This is a genomic window from Cryobacterium sp. Hh11 (assembly GCF_004404045.1).
Classification (GTDB): Bacteria; Actinomycetota; Actinomycetes; order Actinomycetales; family Microbacteriaceae; genus Cryobacterium; species Cryobacterium levicorallinum.
The window spans coordinates 223,624-246,252 of record NZ_SOHF01000019.1 but is presented as its reverse complement, the minus strand read 5'-3'; the positions used below and the strand labels follow the sequence as shown (position 1 = coordinate 246,252).

21 protein-coding genes are annotated in these 22,629 nt (G+C 65.1%); 8 read left to right on the top strand and 13 right to left on the bottom strand.

Features of this window, described 5'->3' with window-relative positions; translation table 11 throughout:
- Positions 1–441: 441 nt before the first annotated feature.
- From E3T46_RS09430 to E3T46_RS09420, 3 genes are all read right to left on the bottom strand, one after another.
- Positions 442–1,812 (bottom strand): 3-deoxy-7-phosphoheptulonate synthase class II, encoded by a 1,371-nt coding sequence (locus E3T46_RS09430; protein ID WP_134578340.1) that lies wholly within the window; start codon positions 1,810–1,812, stop codon positions 442–444.
- Positions 1,813–1,912: 100 nt separating this feature from the next.
- Positions 1,913–2,602, bottom strand: a complete 690-nt coding sequence (locus tag E3T46_RS09425; RefSeq protein ID WP_092450565.1) for a lysophospholipid acyltransferase family protein — start codon at positions 2,600–2,602, stop codon at positions 1,913–1,915.
- 142 nt (positions 2,603–2,744) lie between these two features.
- Complete coding sequence (locus E3T46_RS09420; protein ID WP_134578339.1) at positions 2,745–3,689, bottom strand: ROK family glucokinase; 945 nt, start codon at positions 3,687–3,689, stop codon at positions 2,745–2,747.
- Positions 3,690–3,863: 174 nt separating this feature from the next.
- On the opposite strand from E3T46_RS09420, the gene E3T46_RS09415 reads away from it, so the two are divergent.
- On the top strand, positions 3,864–5,696 hold the full coding sequence (locus E3T46_RS09415) for an AMP-dependent synthetase/ligase (protein ID WP_134443125.1): 1,833 nt from the start codon (positions 3,864–3,866) through the stop codon (positions 5,694–5,696).
- Between the two features lie 212 nt (positions 5,697–5,908).
- Here the strand turns inward: E3T46_RS09415 and E3T46_RS09410 are convergent, their stop codons facing one another.
- The 3 genes from E3T46_RS09410 to E3T46_RS09400 form a co-directional block, all read right to left on the bottom strand.
- Positions 5,909–6,400, bottom strand: coding sequence for a peptide deformylase (locus tag E3T46_RS09410; RefSeq protein ID WP_092450571.1), 492 nt, complete (start codon positions 6,398–6,400; stop codon positions 5,909–5,911).
- Positions 6,401–6,493: 93 nt separating this feature from the next.
- On the bottom strand, positions 6,494–7,843 hold the full coding sequence (locus E3T46_RS09405; protein WP_241980572.1) for a MinD/ParA family protein: 1,350 nt from the start codon (positions 7,841–7,843) through the stop codon (positions 6,494–6,496).
- A gap of 35 nt (positions 7,844–7,878) precedes the next feature.
- Positions 7,879–11,283, bottom strand: a complete 3,405-nt coding sequence (locus tag E3T46_RS09400) for a pyruvate carboxylase (protein ID WP_134578338.1) — start codon at positions 11,281–11,283, stop codon at positions 7,879–7,881.
- Between the two features lie 77 nt (positions 11,284–11,360).
- Here E3T46_RS09400 and E3T46_RS09395 point away from each other — a divergent pair, with 77 nt between their 5' ends.
- On the top strand, positions 11,361–12,173 hold the full coding sequence (locus tag E3T46_RS09395) for a ParA family protein (protein WP_134578413.1): 813 nt from the start codon (positions 11,361–11,363) through the stop codon (positions 12,171–12,173).
- A 402-nt stretch (positions 12,174–12,575) separates the two neighbouring features.
- Here the strand turns inward: E3T46_RS09395 and E3T46_RS09390 are convergent, their stop codons facing one another.
- The 7 genes from E3T46_RS09390 to E3T46_RS09360 all read right to left on the bottom strand — a co-directional run bounded on the left by E3T46_RS09390 (position 12,576) and on the right by E3T46_RS09360 (position 17,261).
- The gene (locus E3T46_RS09390; protein ID WP_134443128.1) at positions 12,576–13,127 is read right to left on the bottom strand and encodes a MerR family transcriptional regulator; all 552 of its coding nucleotides are present in this window, start codon (positions 13,125–13,127) and stop codon (positions 12,576–12,578) included.
- Positions 13,128–13,451: 324 nt separating this feature from the next.
- Complete coding sequence (locus E3T46_RS09385; RefSeq protein ID WP_166787598.1) at positions 13,452–14,144, bottom strand: MerR family transcriptional regulator; 693 nt, start codon at positions 14,142–14,144, stop codon at positions 13,452–13,454.
- A 29-nt stretch (positions 14,145–14,173) separates the two neighbouring features.
- Positions 14,174–14,587: an FHA domain-containing protein gene (locus E3T46_RS09380; protein ID WP_241978854.1), complete on the bottom strand. Its 414-nt coding sequence runs from the start codon at positions 14,585–14,587 to the stop codon at positions 14,174–14,176.
- Between the two features lie 241 nt (positions 14,588–14,828).
- Complete coding sequence (locus tag E3T46_RS09375) at positions 14,829–15,446, bottom strand: CDP-alcohol phosphatidyltransferase family protein (protein WP_241978844.1); 618 nt, start codon at positions 15,444–15,446, stop codon at positions 14,829–14,831.
- Positions 15,447–15,511: 65 nt separating this feature from the next.
- A complete protein-coding gene (locus E3T46_RS09370) occupies positions 15,512–16,021 on the bottom strand; it encodes an NUDIX hydrolase (protein WP_134469078.1) in 510 nt (169 codons plus the stop codon).
- A 79-nt stretch (positions 16,022–16,100) separates the two neighbouring features.
- Positions 16,101–16,652 carry an adenine phosphoribosyltransferase gene (locus E3T46_RS09365; protein WP_134469079.1) on the bottom strand — a complete coding sequence of 184 codons (552 nt, stop codon included), beginning with the start codon at positions 16,650–16,652 and terminating at the stop codon, positions 16,101–16,103.
- A gap of 54 nt (positions 16,653–16,706) precedes the next feature.
- The gene (locus E3T46_RS09360) at positions 16,707–17,261 is read right to left on the bottom strand and encodes a MarR family transcriptional regulator (protein ID WP_134578337.1); all 555 of its coding nucleotides are present in this window, start codon (positions 17,259–17,261) and stop codon (positions 16,707–16,709) included.
- Positions 17,262–17,386: 125 nt separating this feature from the next.
- Between E3T46_RS09360 and E3T46_RS09355 the strand changes: the two genes are divergently transcribed.
- From E3T46_RS09355 to E3T46_RS09335, 6 genes are read left to right on the top strand one after another with little or no spacing between them, the layout of a single operon-like run.
- A complete protein-coding gene (locus tag E3T46_RS09355; protein ID WP_166790234.1) occupies positions 17,387–18,520 on the top strand; it encodes a polyprenyl synthetase family protein in 1,134 nt (377 codons plus the stop codon).
- The gene (locus E3T46_RS17915; protein WP_166790233.1) at positions 18,520–19,428 is read left to right on the top strand and encodes a squalene/phytoene synthase family protein; all 909 of its coding nucleotides are present in this window, start codon (positions 18,520–18,522) and stop codon (positions 19,426–19,428) included. The genes E3T46_RS09355 and E3T46_RS17915 overlap by 1 nt, the downstream gene beginning before the upstream one ends.
- A complete protein-coding gene (gene crtI, locus E3T46_RS17910) occupies positions 19,425–21,071 on the top strand; it encodes a phytoene desaturase family protein (protein ID WP_166790232.1) in 1,647 nt (548 codons plus the stop codon). Before E3T46_RS17915 ends, crtI begins: the two co-directional genes overlap by 4 nt.
- On the top strand, positions 21,068–21,391 hold the full coding sequence (locus E3T46_RS09345) for a lycopene cyclase domain-containing protein (RefSeq protein WP_134578335.1): 324 nt from the start codon (positions 21,068–21,070) through the stop codon (positions 21,389–21,391). The genes crtI and E3T46_RS09345 overlap by 4 nt, the downstream gene beginning before the upstream one ends.
- Positions 21,388–21,708 (top strand): lycopene cyclase domain-containing protein, encoded by a 321-nt coding sequence (locus E3T46_RS09340; protein WP_134578334.1) that lies wholly within the window; start codon positions 21,388–21,390, stop codon positions 21,706–21,708. Before E3T46_RS09345 ends, E3T46_RS09340 begins: the two co-directional genes overlap by 4 nt.
- Entirely contained in the window at positions 21,701–22,600 is a 900-nt protein-coding gene (locus tag E3T46_RS09335; protein WP_134471733.1) for a prenyltransferase, read from the top strand. Before E3T46_RS09340 ends, E3T46_RS09335 begins: the two co-directional genes overlap by 8 nt.
- Positions 22,601–22,629: the final 29 nt, after the last annotated feature.

Below are 22,629 nucleotides of genomic sequence, written 5' to 3'. Positions count from 1 at the left end.
AAGTGACGTCGTTAAAGGGGCGCGGATGGTCGCGGGGAGCGGCATCCGCTCGCCGACCCGTGAGTTTTGAACACCGAGGCGTGAGTTTCGGGCCAGTTTCGGCCGTTGAAACGATCAAAACTCACACCTCGACAAGGCTCTGCCTCGAAAACTCACGGCTCGACGAAACCCCTGGCTTCAGAGCGGCTGTGCGGAAGCGGCGGAGGCGGGTTGTTCGCGGAGTTGCGAGTTTTGAGGTGTTCCGGGGCGTTGCGCACGCTTTTCGCGCAATGCCCCGGAACACCTCAATGTTTGAGCGGGGAGCGGATGACCCGTCTCCGACGCGGGCCGCGCTAGGAACGCGGATGCAGGCATCTGCTCACTGGGCCCACCTTGTGAAAGCGGGCCCACGATTGATCATGGGCCCGCTTTGCGGGCCCGGGCCCGGTCGATAAGAAGAGGCTAGCGAGCGGCTAGCTCCTCGGCCACCAGGAAGGCAAGCTCGAGGGACTGCATGTGGTTCAGGCGCGGGTCGCAGAGCGACTCGTAGCGGGTCGCCAGGGCGGCCTCGTCGATGTGCTCGGAGCCGCCGAGGCACTCGGTGACGTCGTCGCCGGTAAGTTCGACGTGGATTCCACCGGGGTGGGTTCCGACGGCCCGATGCGCCTCGAAGAAGCCCTTGACCTCGTCGACGACATCGTCGAACCGACGCGTCTTGTAGCCGGTCGGAGTGGTGACACCGTTGCCGTGCATCGGGTCGGTCACCCAGAGCGGCGTCGCCTCGCTCGCCTTGATCGCCTCGAGCAGCGGCGGCAGGGCATCGCGCACTTTGCCGGCACCCATGCGGGTGATGAAGGTGAGGCGGCCAGGCTCCCGGTTCGGGTCAAGCTTGTCGACCAGGCGCAGCATGTCGTCGGCCGACGTGGTCGGGCCGAGCTTGACCCCGATCGGGTTGCGCACCCGGGAGAGGAAGTCGACGTGGGCGCCGACGAGATCGCGGGTGCGTTCCCCGATCCAGATGAAGTGGGCCGAGGTGTTGTACGGCGTACCGGTGCGGGAGTCGATGCGCGTCATCGGGCGCTCGTAGTCCATCAACAGGCCTTCGTGGCTGGTGTAGAACTCGGTGCGGCGCATGGCTTCGAAGTCGGCGCCACAGGCGATCATGAACTTAATGGCGCGGTCGATGTCCTTGGCCAGGCCCTCGTAGCGCTGGTTGGCCGGGTTCTTGGCGAAACCCTGGTTCCAGCTGTGCACCTGACGCAGGTCGGCGAAGCCACCCTGCGTGAACGCGCGAATCAGATTGAGAGTGGATGCTGCCGTGTGGTACGCCTTGACGAGCCGGTCGGGGTCGGCTTCGCGCGATTCGGGGGTGAACGGGTAGCCGTTGACGATATCGCCGCGGTAGGCGGGCAGGGTCACGTCACCGCGGGTTTCGAAGTCGCTCGAGCGCGGCTTGGCGAACTGGCCAGCCATCCGCCCCATCTTGATCACGGGCATCGATGCGCCGTAGGTGAGTACGACCGCCATCTGCAGCACGGTCTTCACCCGATTGCGGATCTGGTCGGCGGTGGCGCCGCTGAACGTTTCGGCACAGTCGCCGCCCTGCAGCAGAAATCCCTGCCCGCCGGCGGCCTGCGCGAGCCGGTCACGCAAAATGTCGACCTCACCGGCGAAGACCAGCGGCGGTTGCGTCGCCAATTCGGCGGATGCCGCAGCCACCTTGTCGGCGTCCGGCCAGGTCGGCTGCTGCTTGATCGGCAGGGTGCGCCAGTGGTCGAGACCCGTGATGACAGAGGCTTCTGCGGCAACAATGGGCTCGGTGGGGTCTACCACGGGATAGTTCCTGTTTTCTCTGCTGGACCGGTAACGCGCGCCGGCTACGAAATGGATGAGGTGCTGTAACGCGCACGGCGCAGACAGCACTTCTGTCAGCCTATCGCGAAAGACTGGCCCGCTTCTCTTTGACGGAGGATGCGTAGACGTCCACGTACTCCTGCGTGCTCAGCTGCCGCAGCTCGTACATGAGCTCATCGGTGACGCTGCGCAGCACGAACCGGTCGCCCTCCATGCCCTCGAACCGGGAAAAATCGAGCGGTTTGCCGATCACGATTCCGATTCGGCGCACCCGGGGAATGCGAGTTCCGGTGGGCATGGCCTTCTCGGTGTCGATCATGGCGACCGGAATGACCGTGACGCCCGACTCGAGCACCATGCGTGCCACACCGGTGCGTCCCCGATACAGGCGGGCGTCCGGGCTGCGGGTGCCCTCTGGGTAGATGCCGAGAATTCGGCCATCCCGTAGGACACGCAAGCCGGTATTGAGCGAGTCTTCGGAGGCCTTGCCGCCGGAGCGGTCAATCGGCAGCTGCCCGGCCGCGGTCAAAAACTGCCGCGTTGCCCAGCCCTTGAGCCCCTTGCCGGTGAAATAGTCGCTTTTGGCCAGGAAAGCCACGCGGCGCGGCACGACGAGCGGCAAAAAAACCGAGTCGATGAACGACAGGTGGTTGCTAGCCAGAATGACCGGGCCGGTCTTCGGAATGTGGTCCAGACCGATGATCCAGGGGCGAAACAGCGAGAGCAGCAGCGGGCCAATGACGATGTTCTTCATGATCCAATAGAACATTCGCACTCCTTCATCCTGCTGTGAAAGCTTAGTCCGCCTGCGCTATCCAAGCGGATGCCGCGCGCGGCCAGACCAGACCGGTCACCGCCGCGGTCTCCCGCACCCGCGCGCCAGGCCCGCTGAGCGCCCCCTCAACGCCCACTCAGCGCACGGCGTGCAGTCGGGCTAGGTCTGCCGCACCGACGACGCCGGCGTCGTTGACTAGCTGGGCGATGGCGAACTCGGCCTCCGGGTGATACCCGCGGGCCGGAAGGTGTTCGAGGTAGGCCGCCCGGATCGGCTCGAGGAGCAGCTCGCCGGCGGCAGCGACTCCCCCGCCGAACACGAAGACCTGCGGGTCGAGCACAGCGCCCAGACTCGCACAGCCTTGCCCGAGCGCGCCGCCGAGCTGGCGCAGAGCCGCGATGGCTCCGCCGTCGCCGTCCTGAATCAGCCGTCCGACCTCTTTGCCGGTGAGTTTGCCGCGCCGCTCGCGGGCAGCAGCCAAGCCGAGGCCGATGCCGCCGGCATCCGCAAAATCATTGGCGATGCGCAGCAGTGCCCGGCCGGAGCCGTACTGCTCGAGGCAACCGTGGGCGCCACAGCCGCAGGCCAGACCGTCGGGAACGACGCGCAGGTGGCCGAGTTCAGCGCCGGCGCCGAATCCACCGCGAAACAGTGCGTTGTTGGTCACGATCGCACCGCCCACCCCTGTGCCGATCGTGAGGGTGACCATGTCGGTGTAGGCACGTCCGGCGCCGAAGCGAAATTCGGCCCAGCCGGCGGCATTGGCGTCGTTCTCGATGATGATGGGCAGGTCCAGGCGCGCCTCGAGCTTGTCGCGGAACGGTTCGTTACGCCAACTGATGTTCGGCGCGTAATACACGGTCGACTGGGCAGAATCGATGAACCCGGCCGCTGCAACGCCGGCAGCGACGATGTTCTCGCCCTCGGACAGGCTCTGAATCATGGCCACGACGGCGTCTTCAATTTCGCGCGGGTTGCCGGGGGTGGTCGGCGTGCGCTCAGAGCGGATGATCGTGCCCGCTTCGTCGACGAGCGCTCCGGCGATCTTGGTGCCCCCGATATCGATACCTATGGCGTGCACGGGGCACCTTTCGTTTGGGGCATTTGGGAAGCGGTGCCTGTCAGCCGGGCGGCTGTGCAGGACACCCTCTAGAGTGTAGTAAACCAGTTTGCCGCTGGACGAAACACCCGCTCACCCTAAGAATTCTTAGGCGCTGGGCAGTTGGCACGTTCAGCCGGTACCAAAGGAGTTGCCGTGAAACAGTTTGATATGCCCGCCGTTGTTCCCGCCGATCCTGGCGCCAACATCACCGACCTCCTGATGGACCGCCTCGCTGCGACTCCAGACCTCGTTCTGTTCTCTCTGCCGCGCAACGGCCAGTGGCTTCCCGTCACCACGAAGGAATTCCACGCCCAGGTCGTGGCGCTGGCCAAGGGCCTCGTCGCCGCCGGCATTGAGCCAGGTGACAAGATTGGATTGATCTGCAAGACGCGCTACGAGTGGACCCTGATCGACTTCGCGGTCTGGTTTGCCGGGGCGATTCTGGTTCCGGTCTACGAGACCAGTTCGCCCAGCCAGGTGCAGTGGAACCTCAGCGACTCGGGCGCCACGTCCGTCATCGTCGAGACCGCCGATCATTTCGCCCGATTCGATGAAGTTCATCCGGAACTCAGCGACATCCGTTCGGTCTGGCAGATCAACCTGGGCGACCTGGACAAGCTCGTAGCCGGGGGTGTCAACGTCACCGACGCCGAAATCGAACGCCGCCGCAACCTCGCTGTCGGCGATGACATGGCCACCTTGATCTACACATCCGGCTCGACCGGCAAGCCCAAGGGCTGCGTCCTCACCCACGCCAACTTCCTCGAGACCAGCCGCAATGCAGCGGTCGCACTCAAAGAGGTGTTGGTGCACCCGGAGGGCGCCTCAACCCTCCTCTTCATCACGACCGCCCACGTCTTCGCGCGTTTCATTTCGGTGCTGTGCGTGCACGCCGGGGTGCGCGTGGGACACCAGGCCGACACCAAAACCCTCCTGGCGGCGCTGGGCAGCTTCCAGCCGACCTTTCTGCTCGCCGTGCCGCGGGTGTTTGAAAAGGTCTACAACTCGGCCCAGCAGAAGGCCGTTGCCGGTGGCAAGGGCAAGATCTTCGATTCCGCAGCCCACGTCGCCGTCGAGCATTCCAAGCTCGTACAGGCGGGAACGTCGATTCCGCTCGGCATGAAGATCAAGTTCGCCCTGTTCGACAAGCTCGTCTACAGCAAGCTGCGCGCTGCCATGGGCGGAAAGGTCGTCTGGGCGGTCTCCGGTTCGGCCCCGCTCGGCGCCCACCTCGGCCACTTCTTCAAGAGCCTCGGCATCGTCATTCTCGAGGGTTACGGACTGACCGAAACGACCGCCCCCGCCAACGTTGGCCTGGCCACTCGGGCCAAAATCGGCACGGTCGGACCGCCACTGCCCGGCGTTTCAGTGCGCGTCATGGACGACGGTGAGATCGAAGTCAAGGGCGTCAACGTCTTCAAGGAATACTGGAAGAACCCGCAGGCCACGGCAGACACCTTCGACGACGGCTGGCTCAAAACGGGCGACATCGGCGACTTCGACGCCGATGGCTTTCTCACCATAACCGGGCGCAAGAAGGAGATCATCGTCACGGCCGGCGGCAAGAACGTCGCTCCGGCCGCCCTCGAAGACCCGATCCGGGCGAACCCGTTGGTCGGACAGGTGATCGTCGTCGGTGACCAGAAGCCCTTCATCGGAGCGCTCATCACCCTCGACCCCGACATGCTGCCGGTCTGGCTGAACAACCATCAAGAGGATGCCGGAATGACGCTGGAACAGGCATCCGTCAATAAAACCGTGCTCGCCGAAATTCAGCGCGCGGTCGACCATGCCAATGAGGGTGTGTCGCGGGCGGAATCGATACGCAAGTTCACGCTGCTTTCGGTCGAGCTCACCGAGGACAGCGGGCACCTGACGCCGAAGATGAGCATCAAGCGCAACATCATTCTGCGCGACTTCGCTCAGGAGATCGACACGATGTACTCGAACGCGCCGGTGACTGAAGGAATCTCGCTGCGGGAGTAGTTCGAGATTGGGCCCGGCCCGCGTGGGTCGGGCTCAGTGCGGTTTCTGGCGGGCCGGGCCCGGGGAAGCACTCCGCTCCTCGCTCAAACCTTGAACTCGCAACCCCGCGGATTACTTACCCCGTTCCCTTATTTGATTGCCGGCGCGAGGCTTCGCCCGTGCCGGCTCAGTGCCGAACATTCACGCTCGGAGGTGGCGGAAGGGAATGGGGGCTAGAACCAGCTGGACTCGCGGATTTCCCTCATCGCGGCTCGCCGGTTTTCCTTGTCGAGACGGTCGATGTAGAGAAAGCCATCGAGGTGATCGGTCTCGTGCTGCAGCGCCTGCGCCATAATTCCGGTGCCGGAGAGCTCGACCGGGTTATTGTCGAGGTCGATTCCGGTCACCCGGGCGAAGGGGTAGCGCTTGGTGGGGTACCAGAGGCCCGGAACGGACAGGCAGCCCTCGTCCACCAAGTCGGGTTCGCCGGAGAGTTCGACGACGGTGGGATTGAGGATGTAGCCGATGTCGCCGTCGACGTTGTAACTGAAGGCGCGCAGGTTGACACCGATCTGGGAGGCGGCGACGCCGGCCCGGCCGGGTAGGCGCACGCTGTCGACCAGGTCGCGCACGAGGCCGCGAACGCGGTCGTCGATTCCGTCGATGGGGTCGGAGACGGTCTTCAGCACCGGATCCCCGAAGAGACGGATCTGACGTTCGGGCACGGGGACACTCCTCGGGGTGAGCGGATGAGGCAGGTTGAGCAGGAGGGCACGACTGGTTCAAGCGGATTCAGCGTATCCCCTGTGCGGGTCGGGTTAGGCGCTGCGGTCGGCGGGGAGACCCTCGACGACGAGCTCGGCCAGGGTGCGCGCTGCCAGCCGAGTGATCGGCCTGAGGTCCTTGTAGGACACGACGCTGCCGGCGGCGAGCTGCGGGTCGTAGGGAATGCGCACGATTTCCCGCACCCGCGAGCGGAAGTGCGACTCGATCTCTTCGAGGCGCACCAGGTTGGTGCCCTGCGTGGCAGTGTTGAGCGCGACGATCGCGTTGCGCACGAGGTCGCCGTAGCCGTTCGCTTCGAGCCAGGTCAAGGTCTCGGAGGCCAGACGCGCCTCGTCGACGCTTCCGCCGGAGACGATGACGATTGAGTCGGCCCGCTGCAGGGTGGCGCGCATGACCGAGTGCACAATGCCGGTGCCGCAGTCGGTGAGGGCGATCGAGTAGTAACGCGCGGCCAGGTCGGCGACGACGTTGTAGTCGTTCTCATCGAAGGCTTCGGAGAGCAGCGGGTCGGTGTCCGAAGCAAGAATGTCGAGGCGGGTTTCATCGCGCGAGACGAGCGTGGAGAAATCGGTGAAGTTACCGATCGATGCGGCCTTCGAGACGACATCGCGCACGGTCGAGCGGGTCTGCTTGCTCACGCGTTCGGAGAGCGTTCCGCGGTCGGGGTTGGCGTCGATCGCGATAATGCGGTCGTCGCGAGCGTCGGCCAGCGCCATGCCGAGCAGCGTCGTGACGGTGGTCTTGCCGACGCCGCCCTTGCGGGTAAGGATCGGCACGAACCGGGTGCCGCCTTCGAACTTGCGACGAATGCGCTCATCCATCTCCTTGTAGGCGCGCACCTTGGGCGAGTCGCCGAGATTGACCAGGTGCAGCGAGAGCGCGTAGATGAATTCCGGCCAGGCGCCCTGCGGCGCCTTGCGGGTCTTGCGGTTCACAGTGAGCAGGCGATCCGAGGTCAGCATGGCCGCCGACTCGGGGGCTGAGCTGTTTTCGGAGCGGATGCGATCGCGCTGAACCGACGCGGCGGCATCCGTTCTGGAAAGCGATTCGATGGCGGAACTGGCGCCAGCTGCCCTGGCCGGGGCCGGCGTGTTGATTTCGACGGTGTGGGTGGCCGGGGTCGGCAGGGCGCGGGCGTTTTCGACGGAGGTGCTCAGTCCCCCCGCGGCGACGGCCCGCCGCGGGGCGGCGGGCACGTCGATGGAAACGCTCAAACTCTCGGGCAGGGAGGCTGCGAGGTTGTCGATCGTGTGCGGTGGCAGCTCGCTGTGGTACTCGTCGCCGCGGTCATCGGTACCGCGATGCTCGTCCCGGGTTCGTTTGGCGGTGGCCGACACGGGGCGCGCGGGCGCGCTCTGGTCGTCAGTACGTTTGTCTGGCACGGCACATCCTCAACTGATCGATAACGGCCCTAATCTTAGCGTGGACACACCACCACGAGCAGATCGCCGGCATCGACCTGCTGGGTGAGCGGGATGGCGACCCGCTCGATGGTTCCGGCGATCGGCGAGGTGATCGCGGCTTCCATTTTCATGGCTTCGATCGACGCGACGCTCTGGCCGGCTTCGACCTGGGCACCTTCTTCGACCTGCAGGGTGACCACGCCGGAGAAGGGCGCGGCGATCTGGCCGGGCTGGTTGGCATCCGCTTTCTCGGCGATTTTAGTCTGCACGGTAATGCTCGTGTCACGCACGAAGACGGGGCGCAGCTGGCCGTTGAGGATGGTCATGACGGTGCGCATGCCCTTCTCGTCGGCTTCACCGATGGCTTCGAGGCCGACGTACAGGCGAACGCCCTTTTCAATCTCGACGGCGTGTTCCTGGCCCTGATGCAGGCCGTAGAGATAATCGAGCGTGTCGATGACCGAGAGGTCACCGTAGGTCTCCTTGACCTGTTCGAACTGGCGGGTCGGCGCCGGGAACAGCAGTTGGTTGAGCATCGAGCGACGTTCGGCGCTCGTGGCTTCGAGCGCGGTGCGCTCCCCCGCGGTGATCTCGGTGACGCCGACGCGCACGTTGCGTCCAGCGAGCACCTTGGTACGGAAGGGCTCCGGCCAGCCGCCGGGCAGCTCGCCGAGTTCCCCGGCCATGAATCCGATCACGGAGTCCGGCACGTCGTACTTGTCCGGGTTTTGCTCGAAGTCGGCCGGGTCGGCCTTCACCGCGGCGAGGTAGAGGGCGAGGTCACCGACGACCTTCGACGACGGGGTGACCTTGGGCACCCGGCCGAGGATGGTGTTCGCTGCGGTGTACATGTCTTCGATCAGTTCGAAGTGGTCGGCCAGGCCGAGGGCAACGGCCTGGGTGCGCAGGTTCGACAGCTGCCCGCCCGGAATTTCATGCGAGTACACCCGGCCGGTCGGGGCGGACAGGCCCGATTCGAACGGGCGGTACAGGGTGCGCACGGCTTCCCAGTACGGCTCGAGATCGGTCGTGGCCTTGAGCGAAATGCCGGTGTCGCGTTCGGTATGGGCGAGGGCGGCGACGAGAGAGGATGCCGACGGCTGGCTGGTCGTGCCCGCCATCGGAGCGGATGCCACGTCCACGGCGTCCGCACCGGCGCGCGCCGCGGCGAGCAGCGTCGCGAGCTGGCCGCCCGGGGTGTCATGGGTGTGCACGTGCACGGGCAGGTCGAACCGTTCACGGAACGCGCTAACGAGCTTCTCGGCGGCGCTCGGACGGAGCAGCCCGGCCATGTCCTTGATGCCGATCACGTGCGCGCCGCTGGCGACGATCTGCTCGGCCAGGCGCAGGTAGTAGTCGAGGGTGTAGAGGTTCTCGGCCGGGTCGAGCAGGTCGCCGGTGTAGCAGACGGCGACCTCGGCCAGGGCGGTGCCGGTGTTCAGCACCGCGTCGATCGCCGGACGCATCTGCGACACGTCGTTGAGGGCGTCGAAGATGCGGAAGATGTCCACACCGGTGGCGGTGGCCTCCCGAACGAACGCGTCGGTCACCTCCGTCGGATACGGGGTGTAGCCGACGGTGTTGCGGCCGCGCAGCAGCATCTGAAGGTTAATGTTCGGCAGGGCTTCGCGCAGGCTCGCAAGGCGCTCCCACGGGTCCTCGCCGAGAAAACGCAGTGCCACGTCGTAGGTGGCGCCGCCCCACGCTTCGACCGACAGCAGCTGCGGGGTCAGCCGGGCCACATACGGGGCGACAGCGACGAGGTCCTTGGTGCGCACCCGCGTCGCGAGCAGCGACTGGTGGGCATCCCGGAACGTCGTGTCGGTGACAGCGAGTGCGGTCTGCCCGCGCAGGTCGGCGGCGAACTTGGTCGGGCCGAGCAGCTGCAGCTTCTGGCGTGAGCCGTCCGGGGCCGGCTGGGTGATGTCGAGCTCGGGCAGTTTGTCGCGCGGGTGCACCGTGGTGGGCGGCGCGCCGTTGGGCTGATTGACGGTGACCTCGGCCAGCCAGTTGAGAATCTTGGTGCCGCGGTCCTTGGACTCCCGGCCGCGCAGCAGCTCCGGACGCTCGTCGATGAACGAGGTGCTCAGGTCACCGGCGGCGAAGTCGGGGTCGTCGAGCACGGCCTGCAGGAACGAAATGTTCGTGGAGACGCCCCGAATGCGGAACTCCGCCAGCGCGCGCTTGGACCGCACGACGGCGGCGGCGTAGTCGCGGCCGCGGCAGGTGAGCTTGGCGAGCATCGAGTCGAAGTGCGGGCTGATCTGGGCGCCCGGGTTGATCGTGCCACCGTCCAAGCGGATGCCGGCGCCACCGGGAGAGCGATAGGTGGTGATCTTACCGGTGTCGGGTCGGAAACCGGCGGCGGGGTCTTCGGTGGTGATGCGGCACTGCAGGGCGGCGCCGCGCAGGCGGATCTCGCCCTGGGTCAGGCCGATCTCTTCGAGGGTCTCCCCCGCCGCGATGCGGATCTGGGCCTGCACCAGGTCAACATCGGTGACCTCCTCGGTCACGGTGTGTTCCACCTGGATGCGCGGGTTCATCTCGATGAACACGTGCTGCCCAGCGCGTTCGCCGACGGTGTCGAGCAGAAACTCGACCGTGCCGGCGTTGACGTAGCCGATCGAGCGGGCGAACTTGATCGCGTCGGCGTAGAGCTGCACCCGAATCTCATCGCTCAGGTTCGGCGCCGGAGCGATCTCGATGACCTTCTGGTGCCGACGCTGCACCGAGCAGTCGCGCTCGAACAGGTGCACCGTCTCGCCGGACGCATCCGCCAGAATCTGCACCTCAATGTGCCGGGGCCGAAGCACCGCAGCTTCAAGGAACATCGTGGCGTCGCCGAAAGCGCTGTTGGCCTCACGCATGGCCTCTTCGAGCGCTCCACGCAGCTCGCTCTTCTTGGCGACACGACGCATGCCACGCCCGCCACCACCGGCGACGGCCTTGGCAAAGATGGGAAAACCGATCTCGTCGGCCTGGCTGATCAGCAGTTCAACATCGGTCGACGGCTGCGTCGACTTCAGCACGGGAACGCCGGCCGCTATGGCGTGCTCCTTCGCGGTGACCTTGTTGCCGGCCATTTCGAGCACGTCGGCGCCCGGGCCGATGAACGTAATGCCGGCAGCGGCGGCCGCATCGGCCAGCTCGGGGTTCTCCGAGAGAAAACCGTAACCGGGATAGATGGCGTCGGCGCCGCATTCCTTCGCCACGCGGATGATTTCACTCACGTCGAGATACGCGCGGACCGGATGCCCGGCCTCGCCGATCTGATACGCCTCATCCGCTTTTAGGCGGTGCAAAGAATTCCGATCCTCGAACGGAAACACAGCCACGGTCTTGGCTCCGAGCTCGTAAGCCGCGCGCATGGCACGGATCGCAATCTCTCCGCGGTTGGCAACAAGGATTTTCTCAAACATGCAAGCCTTTCGAGGGCAGCCGGGCGCACAGCTAACGGTTAGGTTCTCTAACACTAGTGAAGGTAACCTTGCTACTCATGCACGTACTCAGCGTTAGCTCCCTTAAAGGAGGCGTAGGAAAGACCACGGTGACCCTTGGTCTGGCTTCTGCTGCCTTCGCCCGCGGCGTGCGAACGCTGGTCGTGGATCTCGATCCGCAATCCGATGTTTCCACCGGTATGGGCGTCCAGGTGGCTGGTCACCTCAATGTCGCCGATGTGCTCGGTTCGCCCAAGGAAAAAACCGTTCGGGCCGCTATTGCGCCGAGCGGCTGGACATACAACCATCCCGGCACCATTGACGTCATGATCGGCAGCCCCTCGGCCATCAATTTCGACGGGCCGCACCCGAGCATCCGTGATATCTGGAAACTCGAAGAGGCTCTCTCGACGATCGAGAAGGACTATGAGCTCGTACTCATCGACTGCGCGCCCTCGCTCAACGCCCTCACGCGTATCGCGTGGGCCGCGAGCGACCGGGTTGCGGTTGTGACCGAGCCCGGTCTGTTCTCGGTCGCTGCGGCTGACCGGGCGCTGCGCGCGATCGAAGAAATTCGCCGGGGGCTGAGTCCGCGGCTGCAGCCGCTCGGAATCATCGTGAACCGGGCCCGCACGGCGTCGCTCGAGCACCAGTTCCGGATCAAGGAGCTGCGCGACATGTTCGGTCCGCTCGTGCTCAGCCCGCAGCTGCCCGAGCGCACCTCGCTGCAGCAGGCGCAGGGGGCTGCGAAGCCGCTGCACATCTGGCCGGGTGACAGTGCCCTCGAAATGGCCGGCTACTTCGACCAGCTGCTCGACCGGGTGCTGCGCACGGCGCGCATCGGCGAGTACGCCGAGGTTGCCGCGCACTAGTTCGAAACTCGGCGCCTGCGAAGTCGCTGAGTTCGAACCGCGGCTTTTTGAATTTACGGGGTTTTGGATGGGCAATGCGGGGGCAGTCATCTGCTCCTCGGCTCAGGCATCGCCGTTGCTCCGGTGCAATCCGAATCAAGCGCTCGGATTCCGCCTCCGGAACGGCGAAACTCGCACCCCGCAGCCAACCGCCCCCCCCCGCATCGACTTCGGGATGGGCGCGTCCCCGACGCGGGTCACGGCTGCTTCGCAGCGTGACCAAGTACTTCGACTGCAGACTTGCGCTACCGGCCTGGCCGACCCGTCAGTGCCTGCGCTCGTCTCCATCCGTTGATCGAGCGCGAGATCACCATCTACCGCCCCGACCGTGTCTGCGGGTGGGTGCTCGCGGGTGCGGCGCTGCTAGGAGATTTTGCGGGTGGTGCGACGGGCGGCCAACTCGTCGGCGGGGTCGACGGGCTGCATGTCGAGCTCGACCAGGCTGGTCTCGACCTCACGCAGCACCTTGCCAACGGCGATGCCGAAGACGCCCTGGCCACGGCTGACCAGATCGATGACCTCGTCGTTGGAGGTGCAGAGGTAGACACTCGCGCCATCGCTCATGAGTGTGGTCTGGGCGAGATCGCTGATGCCCGATTCGCGCAGCTGGTTGACCGCGGTGCGAATCTGCTGCAGTGAGATTCCGGTGTCGAGCAGGCGTTTGACGAGTTTGAGCACGAGGATGTCGCGAAAGCCGTAGAGGCGCTGGGAGCCGGATCCGGCCGCCCCACGCACAGTGGGCTCGACCAAGCCAGTGCGGGCCCAGTAGTCGAGCTGGCGATAGCTGATACCAGCGGCACGCGCAGCGACAGCGCCGCGGTAGCCTGTGTTCTCATCGAGCTCGGGCATGCCATCGGTGAACAGCAGTCCTAACGAGTAACGCGAAGCGTCAGCGTCAGGCTTGAGCTCACTCATATGGGTTGCCTCTCGGGGGTTTACCTGGTGCGGTGATTCAGCTGGCGGTGGCGCCCTGATTCACTGTGGTGTGGAACTGGTACAAAAGATACGTGGTGCAAAAGAATTAATGAGAAAACTAGTGCTGAAGGTTTGCGCCTTGCAGCTGGTGATGCGACGACGTCCTGCTGTGGACCGCTCTAGTTACGGTACCGAGGTGGGGTGCCTTAGTGCCTGACATTCGCGCCAACGGTTTGGCGTGTCGGCGCCAGGCACCGACTAAGACACCCGTTGCGACGGCGTCACTCGACTTCACGACGGGTTGTGCCTGAGTCAGTCTACGACCTACTTGGTCAGTCGGCCCAGAGCTGAGCGAATCAGGCTGCCCCGAATCACTTCGAGCTGCCCGGCGATTTCTACCGCCATTTCGGCAGCCTTTGCCCGGCTCGAAGCGTCTTTACGCCGAGCCAGGGGCACCAGTGCACTCTCAATCAGACCCAGCTCACGTTCAGCGGCCCCACGGAAGCCACGCAGGTGGCGCGGTTCGATGCCGCTGCGCTGCAGCTCCACGAGGGCACGCAGCACGTTCAGTGCCCCATCGCCGTAGTAATCGGCGGGCAGGATGATCGACGCCGAAACGGCATCGTGCAGCAGTGTCGCCGATGCTCCCGCTTCGCGCAGGAGGTCTTCCCGGGAGAGCCGTCGCACGGTGCCGAGCATCGACGGCCCCGGGGTCGTTCCGCCCGGCAGCACCGGCGAGAGACCGGCGTCCAGATCGTCCAAATAAGAACGGATAACTTTCAACGGCAGGTAGTGATCGCGCTGCATCGACAAAATCAGCCGTAACCGATCCACGTCACCCGTGCAGAACTTTCGATAGCCCGATTCAGTGCGAGCCGGCGAGACCAGACCCTGCTCCTCGAGAAAACGCAGCTTGGACGGGGTGAGATCAGCGAATTCCGGCGTGAGGCGTGCCAGAACCTGGCCGATGCTCAGCAACGGCGCCGAGCCCGGGGACTGGGCCTTCGCCGCCGACACAGGCCGAGCCTGAGCGGCGCTTGCCGCCACTATTCGCTCGCCGCGCGGGCGAGGTCACGGCGGGAGGCGTAGAAGGTCAGGCGGAATTTACCGACCTGCACCTCCGTACCGTCGGTGAGTCGCGCGGTTTCGATACGCTCCCCCTCGTAGTACGTTCCGTTGAGCGAGCCGAGGTCTTTGACGGTGAACGCGGTGCCGTTGCGCAGAAATTCGGCGTGACGGCGGGACACTGTGACATCGTCGAGAAAGATGTCGGCGTTGGGGTGTCGGCCGACACTCGTGAGATCGGCGTCCAGCAGAAAGCGGGCGCCGGCATTGGGGCCACGCCGCACCACCATGAGCGCAGAGCCCGACGGCAACGCTGCGATCGAATCCTGCTCCTCTGCGGTCACGTTGGAGTCGATCGACGCGATCTGGGCGGCGAACTCCTGGCTGAAGTTCATCGTCGTATCGGTGCTGAGCATGTCGTGCACCGTCGTCGCTTCGCCGGGCACGGCGTCGATGGGCACTGAGCCGTTGGGCACTGAGCCGTTGGACGACACCGCGTTGGACGATGCTGGGGTGGACTGCGCCTTGCTGGGCATTGCTTCGCCTGTCGTCGGGTTCTCTGGCTGATCTGCGGGCACGTGCTCGTTCTGCTCCTCGGAATTATTCCTACCGGAAAGATCGACCATCATGCACCTCCTATCGTTCCAGCGTATCGGAAGATACACCCTCGGAGACCCTCGGTAGTCGAATCACTCGCATCGCTTCAATGGCGTAGATAATGCCGGCCCACCAGTACAGAAAAGCGCCCCAGATTCCGAAGGCCCACCCCACCGGCTGCGACCACCATTCCAGCTGCGGAAATGCCTGCCCCAGCATGAGCATCGGCAGGGCGTAGAACAGGCAGAAGGTAGCGACCTTGCCCAGTTGGTGCACCGGGAGCGGTCCGAAACCGAAGTTCGCGAGGACGATTCCCAGAGCCAGCAGAAACACATCGCGCCCCACCACGACGAGCACGATCCACCACGGCACGAGGTCGCGCCAGGCCAGGCCGATCAGCGCAGCGAAGATATAGAGGCGATCGGCGGCCGGATCCAGTAACTGACCGAGGCGGGTGATCTGGTTCCAACGGCGGGCCAGAAAGCCATCCAGCCAGTCCGTGAAACTGGAGATGCTGAGCACGACGAGCGCCCAGGCATCCTCCCCCTGAGCCAGCAGCACCAGGAACACCGGCACGAGCAGGAGGCGCAGAAAACTCAGCACGTTGGGCAGATTCAAGACCCGATCGCTCACCGTGCCGTTCACTGGGCCTGTCACATACGCAGTCTATCGAGCGCCCGACCGGAACCGCACGGCCATGCACTCCACGCCCGAGGGTTCGGTCAGCCCAGTCGCGCCCGCAGCGCCGGCCAGCTGGCAGCGAAACCGGGGTGCAGCGCGAGCAGGTCCACCCCGTCGGCGGGCACCCACCTCAGGGCAATGCTCTCCAGATCACTGATGACCGGCTCGAACACCTCGGTGGCCTCGACTACGACGGTCGTGTACGACCAGAATCCCAGGTCGAAGCGCGACGTGAATTTCAATGTCACGAGGTGGGCCGGGACGCCCGCTTCTTCCCGCGCTTCGCGCAGCGCCGCGTCGAAGGCGGTTTCGTTCTCGTGACGGGCGCCACCGGGCAGTCCCCAGGTATCACCAAAATGGCTCCATACCGCGCGATGCTGCAGCAACACCCCACGGTCGGGATGATGCACGAGCAGACCGGCCGCCCCGAATCGGCCCCAATATTTGCGGCCGTCCGGACTGTAAACCCAGGCGTCGCCGCTATCTCGATCCACGCCAGGACGAGGCACACCGGCCGCAGCCGGACCAGACACGCTAGAACCGTCAGTCATGCTCTAAGCATGCCCGTCTGCGACCCCAAAAAGAATTCAGGCGGCCGGCGAATTGCCGCTATCGGTGGATTTTCGATCCCTAGATCGACATGATGGCGTGCATCGGGGCTGTGCCCAGACGTTCGCGACCGTGCAGATCGGTCAGTTCGAGCACGACGCCGACACCGGAGACGGTGTAGCCGGCCCGTTCGATCAGCCGGCTCGTGGCAGCGATGGTGCCCCCCGTTGCCAACACGTCGTCGAGAATCAAGACGCGGGTACCTGCGGGCAGCTGGCCGACCTCGAGTTCCAGGCGTGCCGAGCCGTACTCGAGGTCATATTCTTCGGTCAGCACAGTGCCGGGCAGTTTGCCGCCCTTGCGCACGGCCAGAACGGATGTCTGCGCTGCGTACCCGACGGCGGCCGCCAGCAGAAAGCCGCGCGCCTCGATGCCGGCCACGGCATCGAACTGGCCGCGATGCTGGTCGGCCAGGTCATCGACGATCGCGCGAAAGGCGAGGGCATCGGCGAAGACCGGGTTCAGATCGCGGAACACGATGCCGGGCTGGGGAAAATCGGGATAGGAGGCCAGAAGTGCTTCGACGTGGCTGGCGGCGGAGGACGGCGAAGTGGGAGCAGAGAGTTGAGTCACTGATTCATCTTAAGCTGCGTTGCCCGCAGCCGTATGCGGAAGGAACGGCCAGGGTCAGGATTCCGAGCGCTCCGGAGCCAGCTCATCGGCGGGTACCTTCGGAGCGCGCGGCACCGTAGCTATCGCGCTCATCGAATCCAGAAAATGCACGACAGCGATCTGCTGGTCGCCGGTGAGCTCGAGGACGACCCGCATCATCTGCTCGTGAGTGGCAGCAAGCGAGTCGCGCATCTCGTCGTGCGACGACTGCGTGGCGAACAGCCGCTGCGCGCGCCCGTCTGACGGGTTCACCTCGCGGCGAATATGACCGGATGCCGACAATCTCGCGAGAAGTTTTGCCGTGGCCGCCGAGGAGATGTTCAAGAATTCGGTGAGATCCTTCGGGCTGGCGACCCGGTCCTGCCGCTCGCAGGCGATGAGATGACGCAGCGCCATCAGATCGGTTTCGTTGATGTTCATCTCGGCCTGCGCACGATGACGCATGGCGGCATCGGCTACCCGAAAGCGACGCACGGCACGCAAGACCTCGATGGCGAAAGAAACACCGTGTTTCTCAGGGTCATACCAGTACGCCCCCTGTTGCAGGGGGTTACGCTCATCTTGGATCATATGACCATGCTAACGTGAGCAGTCGCTAACCTGGTTAGTTATTCGTGTACTGATCGGGTTGACTTAAGAAGGAGAGAACGTGCACACCGCCAACGCGCTGAATGAACACGAAATTCTGCTGGTTGATGAGCACACGCACGACGGAGCAGCACCCCAGCCCAACGGGTCGCCGCCAACACTGCCGGCACAAGTACAGCACGTGGACCGTGTTCATGCTTGACACGGTTCCGGCCGGAGTAGAAATCGAGCTGGCTCGATTCTTCGCTGCCGCACGCCTGCGGGCGAGCGACTACGGCGAGCACTACGTCGCCCTCTGGGATTCCCTGGCCCAGGCCAGCAGTGGCGGCAAGCGCGTGCGCCCCGCCCTGGTCCTGGCGGCGTATGCCGGTTTCGGCGGGCGCGATCAGGGCCTCGTCGCTCCGGTCGCAGTGAGCTTCGAGTTGCTGCACACGGCCTTCCTCATTCATGACGACGTCATCGACCGCGATCTGACCCGCCGCGGGGTGGCCAACATCGCCGGTCGCTTCAGTGACCGCGCGCTCGCCCACGGTGCAGCGGCCGACCAGGCTGGGGTTTGGGCTGCGGCGGCGGCAATTCTCGCGGGCGATCTCGCCCTGAGTGAGGCGCACCGCGCTCTGGCGAAACTGCCGGTCGATGTACCCACCCGGCTGCGCCTGCTCGACCTGCTCGACCGGGCGGTTTTCGTCTCGGCAGCCGGGGAACTGGCCGACGTCACCAACAGTTCGGCGCGGCATCCGCTCACGGTGGCCGAGGTCATCACCACCCTCGAGAATAAGACCGCCGTGTATTCCTTCGAAGCCCCATTGCAGGCCGGAGCGGTACTGGCCGGGGCCGGAGCCGATGCAATTAGCGTTCTCGGCCGCTACGGACGGCTCGTTGGAGTCGCGTTCCAACTGACCGATGACCTGCTCGGCGTCTTCGGCGATCCACTGAAAACCGGCAAGAGCGTGACGGCCGACCTGCGCGAGGGCAAGCAGACCGCCCTGATCGCCCACGCCGGCAGCACCGCCAGCTGGTCGCTGATCGCTCCCTATCTCGGCAAGGTCGACCTGAATGACGACGAAGCGGAACGCGCCAGGGAATACCTGCGCGCGTGCGGAGCGAAGGAAGCGGCCGAAGGCCTGGCCTACGACCACTCCCGGCTGGCGGTGGAGGCCCTCGACCCGGCGATCATTCCGACGGAACTGCGCGCCAGCCTGATTGAACTCGCCGAAGCCGCCGTGAATCGGTCACGCTGATGGGCCCGTTTCGGGCCGCGGTTCAAACCGGCAGCACGACCACCAACCTGAACAAGTACGCCGAGACGGCCCGGGCGAGCTCGACGACCGTCATCGGGCACTATTCCACCTCGTTCGGACTGGCCACCCGGCTGCTCGACGCCCAGGTGCGCACGCCGGTGCGCACCATCTATGCCCTCGTGCGCATCGCCGACGAGATCGTGGACGGCGCCGCCGCCGAGGCCGGTGTCTCCATCGAGGAACAGCGGCACCTGCTCGACGAGCTCGAACTCGAGACCGAGCGGGCGATCGTACGCGGCTACAGCACGAACCTGGTAGTGCACGCCTTTGCCGCAACGGCCCGCCAGTCGGGCATCGACTCCAGTCTGATCGCCCCATTCTTTGCGTCGATGCGCCGGGACCTCGACCCGGGACCATTCACCGCCGAGGGCGTCGCCGAGTATATTTACGGCTCGGCCGAGGTGATCGGACTCATGTGCCTACGCTGCTTTCTGCAGCACTCACCCCGCACCGCCGCCGAAGTCAGTGTGCTCGAAGACGGTGCCCGCCACCTGGGCGCGGCCTTTCAGAAGATCAATTTTCTGCGCGACCTGTCCTGCGATCGTGAGGTGCTCGGCCGCAACTACTTTCCGGGAATCGACCCGCTGAACCTCAGCGACCCGCAGAAAAATGCGATCCTCGAAGACATTGATGCCGACCTCGAGATCGCCAGCGCCGTGCTGCCCCTGCTGCCCGCCAGCTGCCGCCGGGCCGTGGCCGCAGCGCAGGGCCTGTTCACCCGCCTGTCGAATCGACTACGGTCGACACCGGCCGATCGATTACTGCGCTCCCGCGTTCGGGTGCCGGATGGAGAAAAATTCGTGATTGCTCTGACCGCTACCCTCGGACCCGGCGCGTGGAAGCGATGACCGGCCCAGGAACCACCGGCACCGGACGTACTCGCACGATCGTGATCGGCGGCGGTATCGCCGGCCTCGCGAGTGCAGCCCTGCTCGCCCGCGAGGGCCATGAGGTGACCCTGCTCGAGGCCCGTTCCGAGCTCGGCGGGCGGGCCGGCGTGTGGAACACCGACGGCTTTCGCTTCGACACCGGCCCGTCGTGGTATCTCATGCCCGAGGTCTTCGAGCACTTCTACCGTCTGCTCGGCACCTCCGCAGCCGAACAACTCGACCTCGTCAAGCTGGACCCGGGCTATCGGGTGCACTTTGAAGGGGACAAGGCGCCGGTGGATATTCTCGCTGACCGGGCCGCCAACATCCGCTTATTTGAGCAGCTGCAGCCAGGGGCCGGGGCGGCGCTTCGCCGTTATCTCGACTCGGCCGCCGAGACCTACGACCTGGCCGTGCAGCGTTTTCTGTACTCCAGCTACGAATCGTTTCGCCCGTTTTTAGTGCCCGACGTGCTGCGGCGGCTCGGACGGCTGGCCCGTCTGCTGCTGCAACCACTGGACAAGTTCGTCGCCGGCTTTGTCAGCGACCCCCGACTGCGGCAGATCCTCGGCTACCCGGCGGTCTTTCTCGGGTCGGCGCCGAACCTGACGCCCTCGATGTACCACCTCATGAGCCATCTCGATCTGGCCGACGGCGTGCTTTACCCGCAGGGCGGTTTCGGAACCCTGATCGACAGCATCTCCGCGCTCGCTCGCGCCGAGGGTGTGCAGCTCGTCACCGGCGCACGGGTCACCGCGATTCGGGTCAGCGATCAAAAGGCCATCGCCGGGGTGAGCTACCTAGACGCCGAGGACCAGCTGCAGTATCTGCACGCCGACACGGTCGTGTCGTCGGCTGACCTGCACCACACGGAGACCGAGCTGGTGCCGGCCGAACTGCAAACCTATCCCCAGCGCTGGTGGGACAAGCGCGTCTCTGGCCCCGGGGCCGTGCTGGTCATGCTCGGCGTGACCGGGGAAATCCCCCAGCTGCAGCACCACTCACTGTTCTTCACCACGGACTGGGGCAAGAACTTTGGTCAGATTTTCGGCAAGCGCCCCTCGGTGCCGTCACCGGCCTCGCTCTACGTCTGCATGCCGAGCGCCACGGACAAGTCGGTGGCGCCGGCCGGAAGCAGCAACCTGTTCGTGCTGGTGCCGATGCCGCCCGACGTGACCCTTGGCCACGGTGGTGTCAACGGTGCCGGCTCGCGGGCGATCGAGCTGATCGCGGATGCCGCCATCGAGCAGGTCTCCCGCTGGGCCGGCATCCCCGACCTGGCCGACCGGATCGTGGTGCGCCGCACCGTCGGTCCGGCCGACTTCGCCGCTGACCTGAACAGTTGGAAGGGCGGCGCCCTCGGCCCCGCGCACACCCTGCGGCAGAGCGCCTTTCTACGCGGTTCGAACATGTCAAAGAAAATCTCGGGACTGTACTACGCCGGCGGCACAACCATTCCCGGTATTGGACTGCCTATGTGCCTGATCAGCGCCGAGATTTTGCTTAAGCGGATGCGCCACGACACGACCACGGGACCGCTCGCCGAACCGTTGCCCGCACGTCCGACTCACTCGAACGGGGCTGCCGGAGACCCGGTGGAGTCTGCGCCGCAGCAATCGTGACCCTGCTGTACCTGCTCACCCTGCTGGTCTCGCTCGGCGGCATGGTCGTTCTGGACTGGCGCTTTGGTCTGTTCTTCTGGCACTCGCCGGTTCGAGCCGCGCTCGTAGTCGGCATCGGCGTGCTGTTCTTTCTGACCTGGGACCTGTTCGGAATCGGCCTGGGCATCTTCTACCGCGGGGAAACCACCCTGATGACCGGGCTGCAGCTGGCGCCGGAGCTACCGCTCGAGGAGCTCGTCTTTCTCACCTTTCTCTGCTATCTCACCATGAACCTGGTACGGGGGGCCCAGCTCGTGCTGTACCGGCAAACCCGAGCATGACCTATCTCATCCTGAATGCGATCTTTCTGGCCGTGGCCGCCACGATCGCCACGATGGCGCTCGCGCGCCAGTTGATTTCCCGCCGATTCGTGGTGTCCGTCACGCTGGCCCTCGCCTTGACCCTGCTACTCACGGCCGTTTTCGATAACCTGATGATCGGGGCTGGACTGTTCAGCTACGACCCGGCGCATATTTCGGGTCTGTTCATCGGTCTCGCTCCGATCGAAGATTTTGCCTACCCACTCGCCGCGGCGATTCTGCTGCCTGCACTGTGGGTTCTCCTGGGCCGCACCAAGATAGGACGAACGGATGACTGAGCAGCTCGGCACGGTGTCATGGAAGACCCGCCAGGTGGTGCTGTCGTCCCGGCCGCTCAGCTGGATCAATACGGCTTTTCCCTTTGCCGCGGCCTACGTCATGACCACCGGACGCATCGATGCACTGCTGATCGTTGGCACCCTGTTCTTTCTCATTCCGTACAACCTTCTGATGTACGGCATCAACGATGTCTTCGACTACGAGTCCGATCTGCGCAATCCTCGGAAGGGCGGCGCGGAGGGGGCTCTGCTGCATCCCGCTCTGCACCACCTGGTGATCGGCGCCGGCGTCGTGAACGTGGGGATTGTGGGGGCGGCGATGCTGGTGCTGGCGGGGGCGGAGCATCCGTTGTCATGGGTCGTCCTGGCCGGGAGCCTGTTCGCCGTCGTCGCCTACTCGGTGCGCGGACTGCGGTTCAAGGAACGCCCCATTCTGGACTCGATCACCTCGAGCACGCACTTCGTCAGCCCGGCCGTCTACGGCCTCGTCGTGGCCGGCGCCACGATCACCCCTGGACTGCTGGCCCTGCTCGCGGCGTTTTTTCTATGGGGTATGGCCAGCCATGCCTTCGGCGCCGTGCAGGACGTTGAACCTGATCGCCACGCCGGAATCGCGTCGATCGCGACGGCGCTCGGCGCCTGGCCTACGGTGCGCCTCGCGATCACCTTCTGGGCCCTGGCCGGCCTGCTCATGATGTTCACACCGTGGCCCGGGCCGCTGGCCGCTCTGCTCGTCGTGCCATATATACTCGCGGTTCGGCCATTTTGGACAGTCAGCGATGCCGAGTCGGGCCGCGCAAACCGGGGCTGGAAGCGCTTTCTCCGGCTCAATTTTCTGAGCGGATTTCTCGTGACCCTGCTGCTGCTCTACTCCATCCGTCTGGCCGCGTGACGCAGGCCGAGGCCAGCTAGAGTCGTATG

What these genes read in the sequence shown, in the direction of transcription:
- E3T46_RS09425 (WP_092450565.1), bottom strand. Translation starts at nt 2,602, where the DNA reads ATGTTCTATTGGATCATGAAGAACATCGTCATTGGCCCGCTGCTGCTC.
- E3T46_RS09400 (WP_134578338.1), bottom strand. Translation starts at nt 11,283, where the DNA reads ATGTTTGAGAAAATCCTTGTTGCCAACCGCGGAGAGATTGCGATCCGT.
- E3T46_RS09395 (WP_134578413.1), top strand. Translation starts at nt 11,361, where the DNA reads ATGCACGTACTCAGCGTTAGCTCCCTTAAAGGAGGCGTAGGAAAGACC.
- E3T46_RS09390 (WP_134443128.1), bottom strand. Translation starts at nt 13,127, where the DNA reads ATGAGTGAGCTCAAGCCTGACGCTGACGCTTCGCGTTACTCGTTAGGA.
- E3T46_RS09380 (WP_241978854.1), bottom strand. Translation starts at nt 14,587, where the DNA reads ATGAACTTCAGCCAGGAGTTCGCCGCCCAGATCGCGTCGATCGACTCC.
- E3T46_RS09370 (WP_134469078.1), bottom strand. Translation starts at nt 16,021, where the DNA reads ATGACTGACGGTTCTAGCGTGTCTGGTCCGGCTGCGGCCGGTGTGCCT.
- E3T46_RS09360 (WP_134578337.1), bottom strand. Translation starts at nt 17,261, where the DNA reads ATGATCCAAGATGAGCGTAACCCCCTGCAACAGGGGGCGTACTGGTAT.
- E3T46_RS09355 (WP_166790234.1), top strand. Translation starts at nt 17,387, where the DNA reads ATGAGCACACGCACGACGGAGCAGCACCCCAGCCCAACGGGTCGCCGC.
- E3T46_RS17915 (WP_166790233.1), top strand. Translation starts at nt 18,520, where the DNA reads ATGGGCCCGTTTCGGGCCGCGGTTCAAACCGGCAGCACGACCACCAAC.
- crtI (WP_166790232.1), top strand. Translation starts at nt 19,425, where the DNA reads ATGACCGGCCCAGGAACCACCGGCACCGGACGTACTCGCACGATCGTG.
- E3T46_RS09340 (WP_134578334.1), top strand. Translation starts at nt 21,388, where the DNA reads ATGACCTATCTCATCCTGAATGCGATCTTTCTGGCCGTGGCCGCCACG.
- E3T46_RS09335 (WP_134471733.1), top strand. Translation starts at nt 21,701, where the DNA reads ATGACTGAGCAGCTCGGCACGGTGTCATGGAAGACCCGCCAGGTGGTG.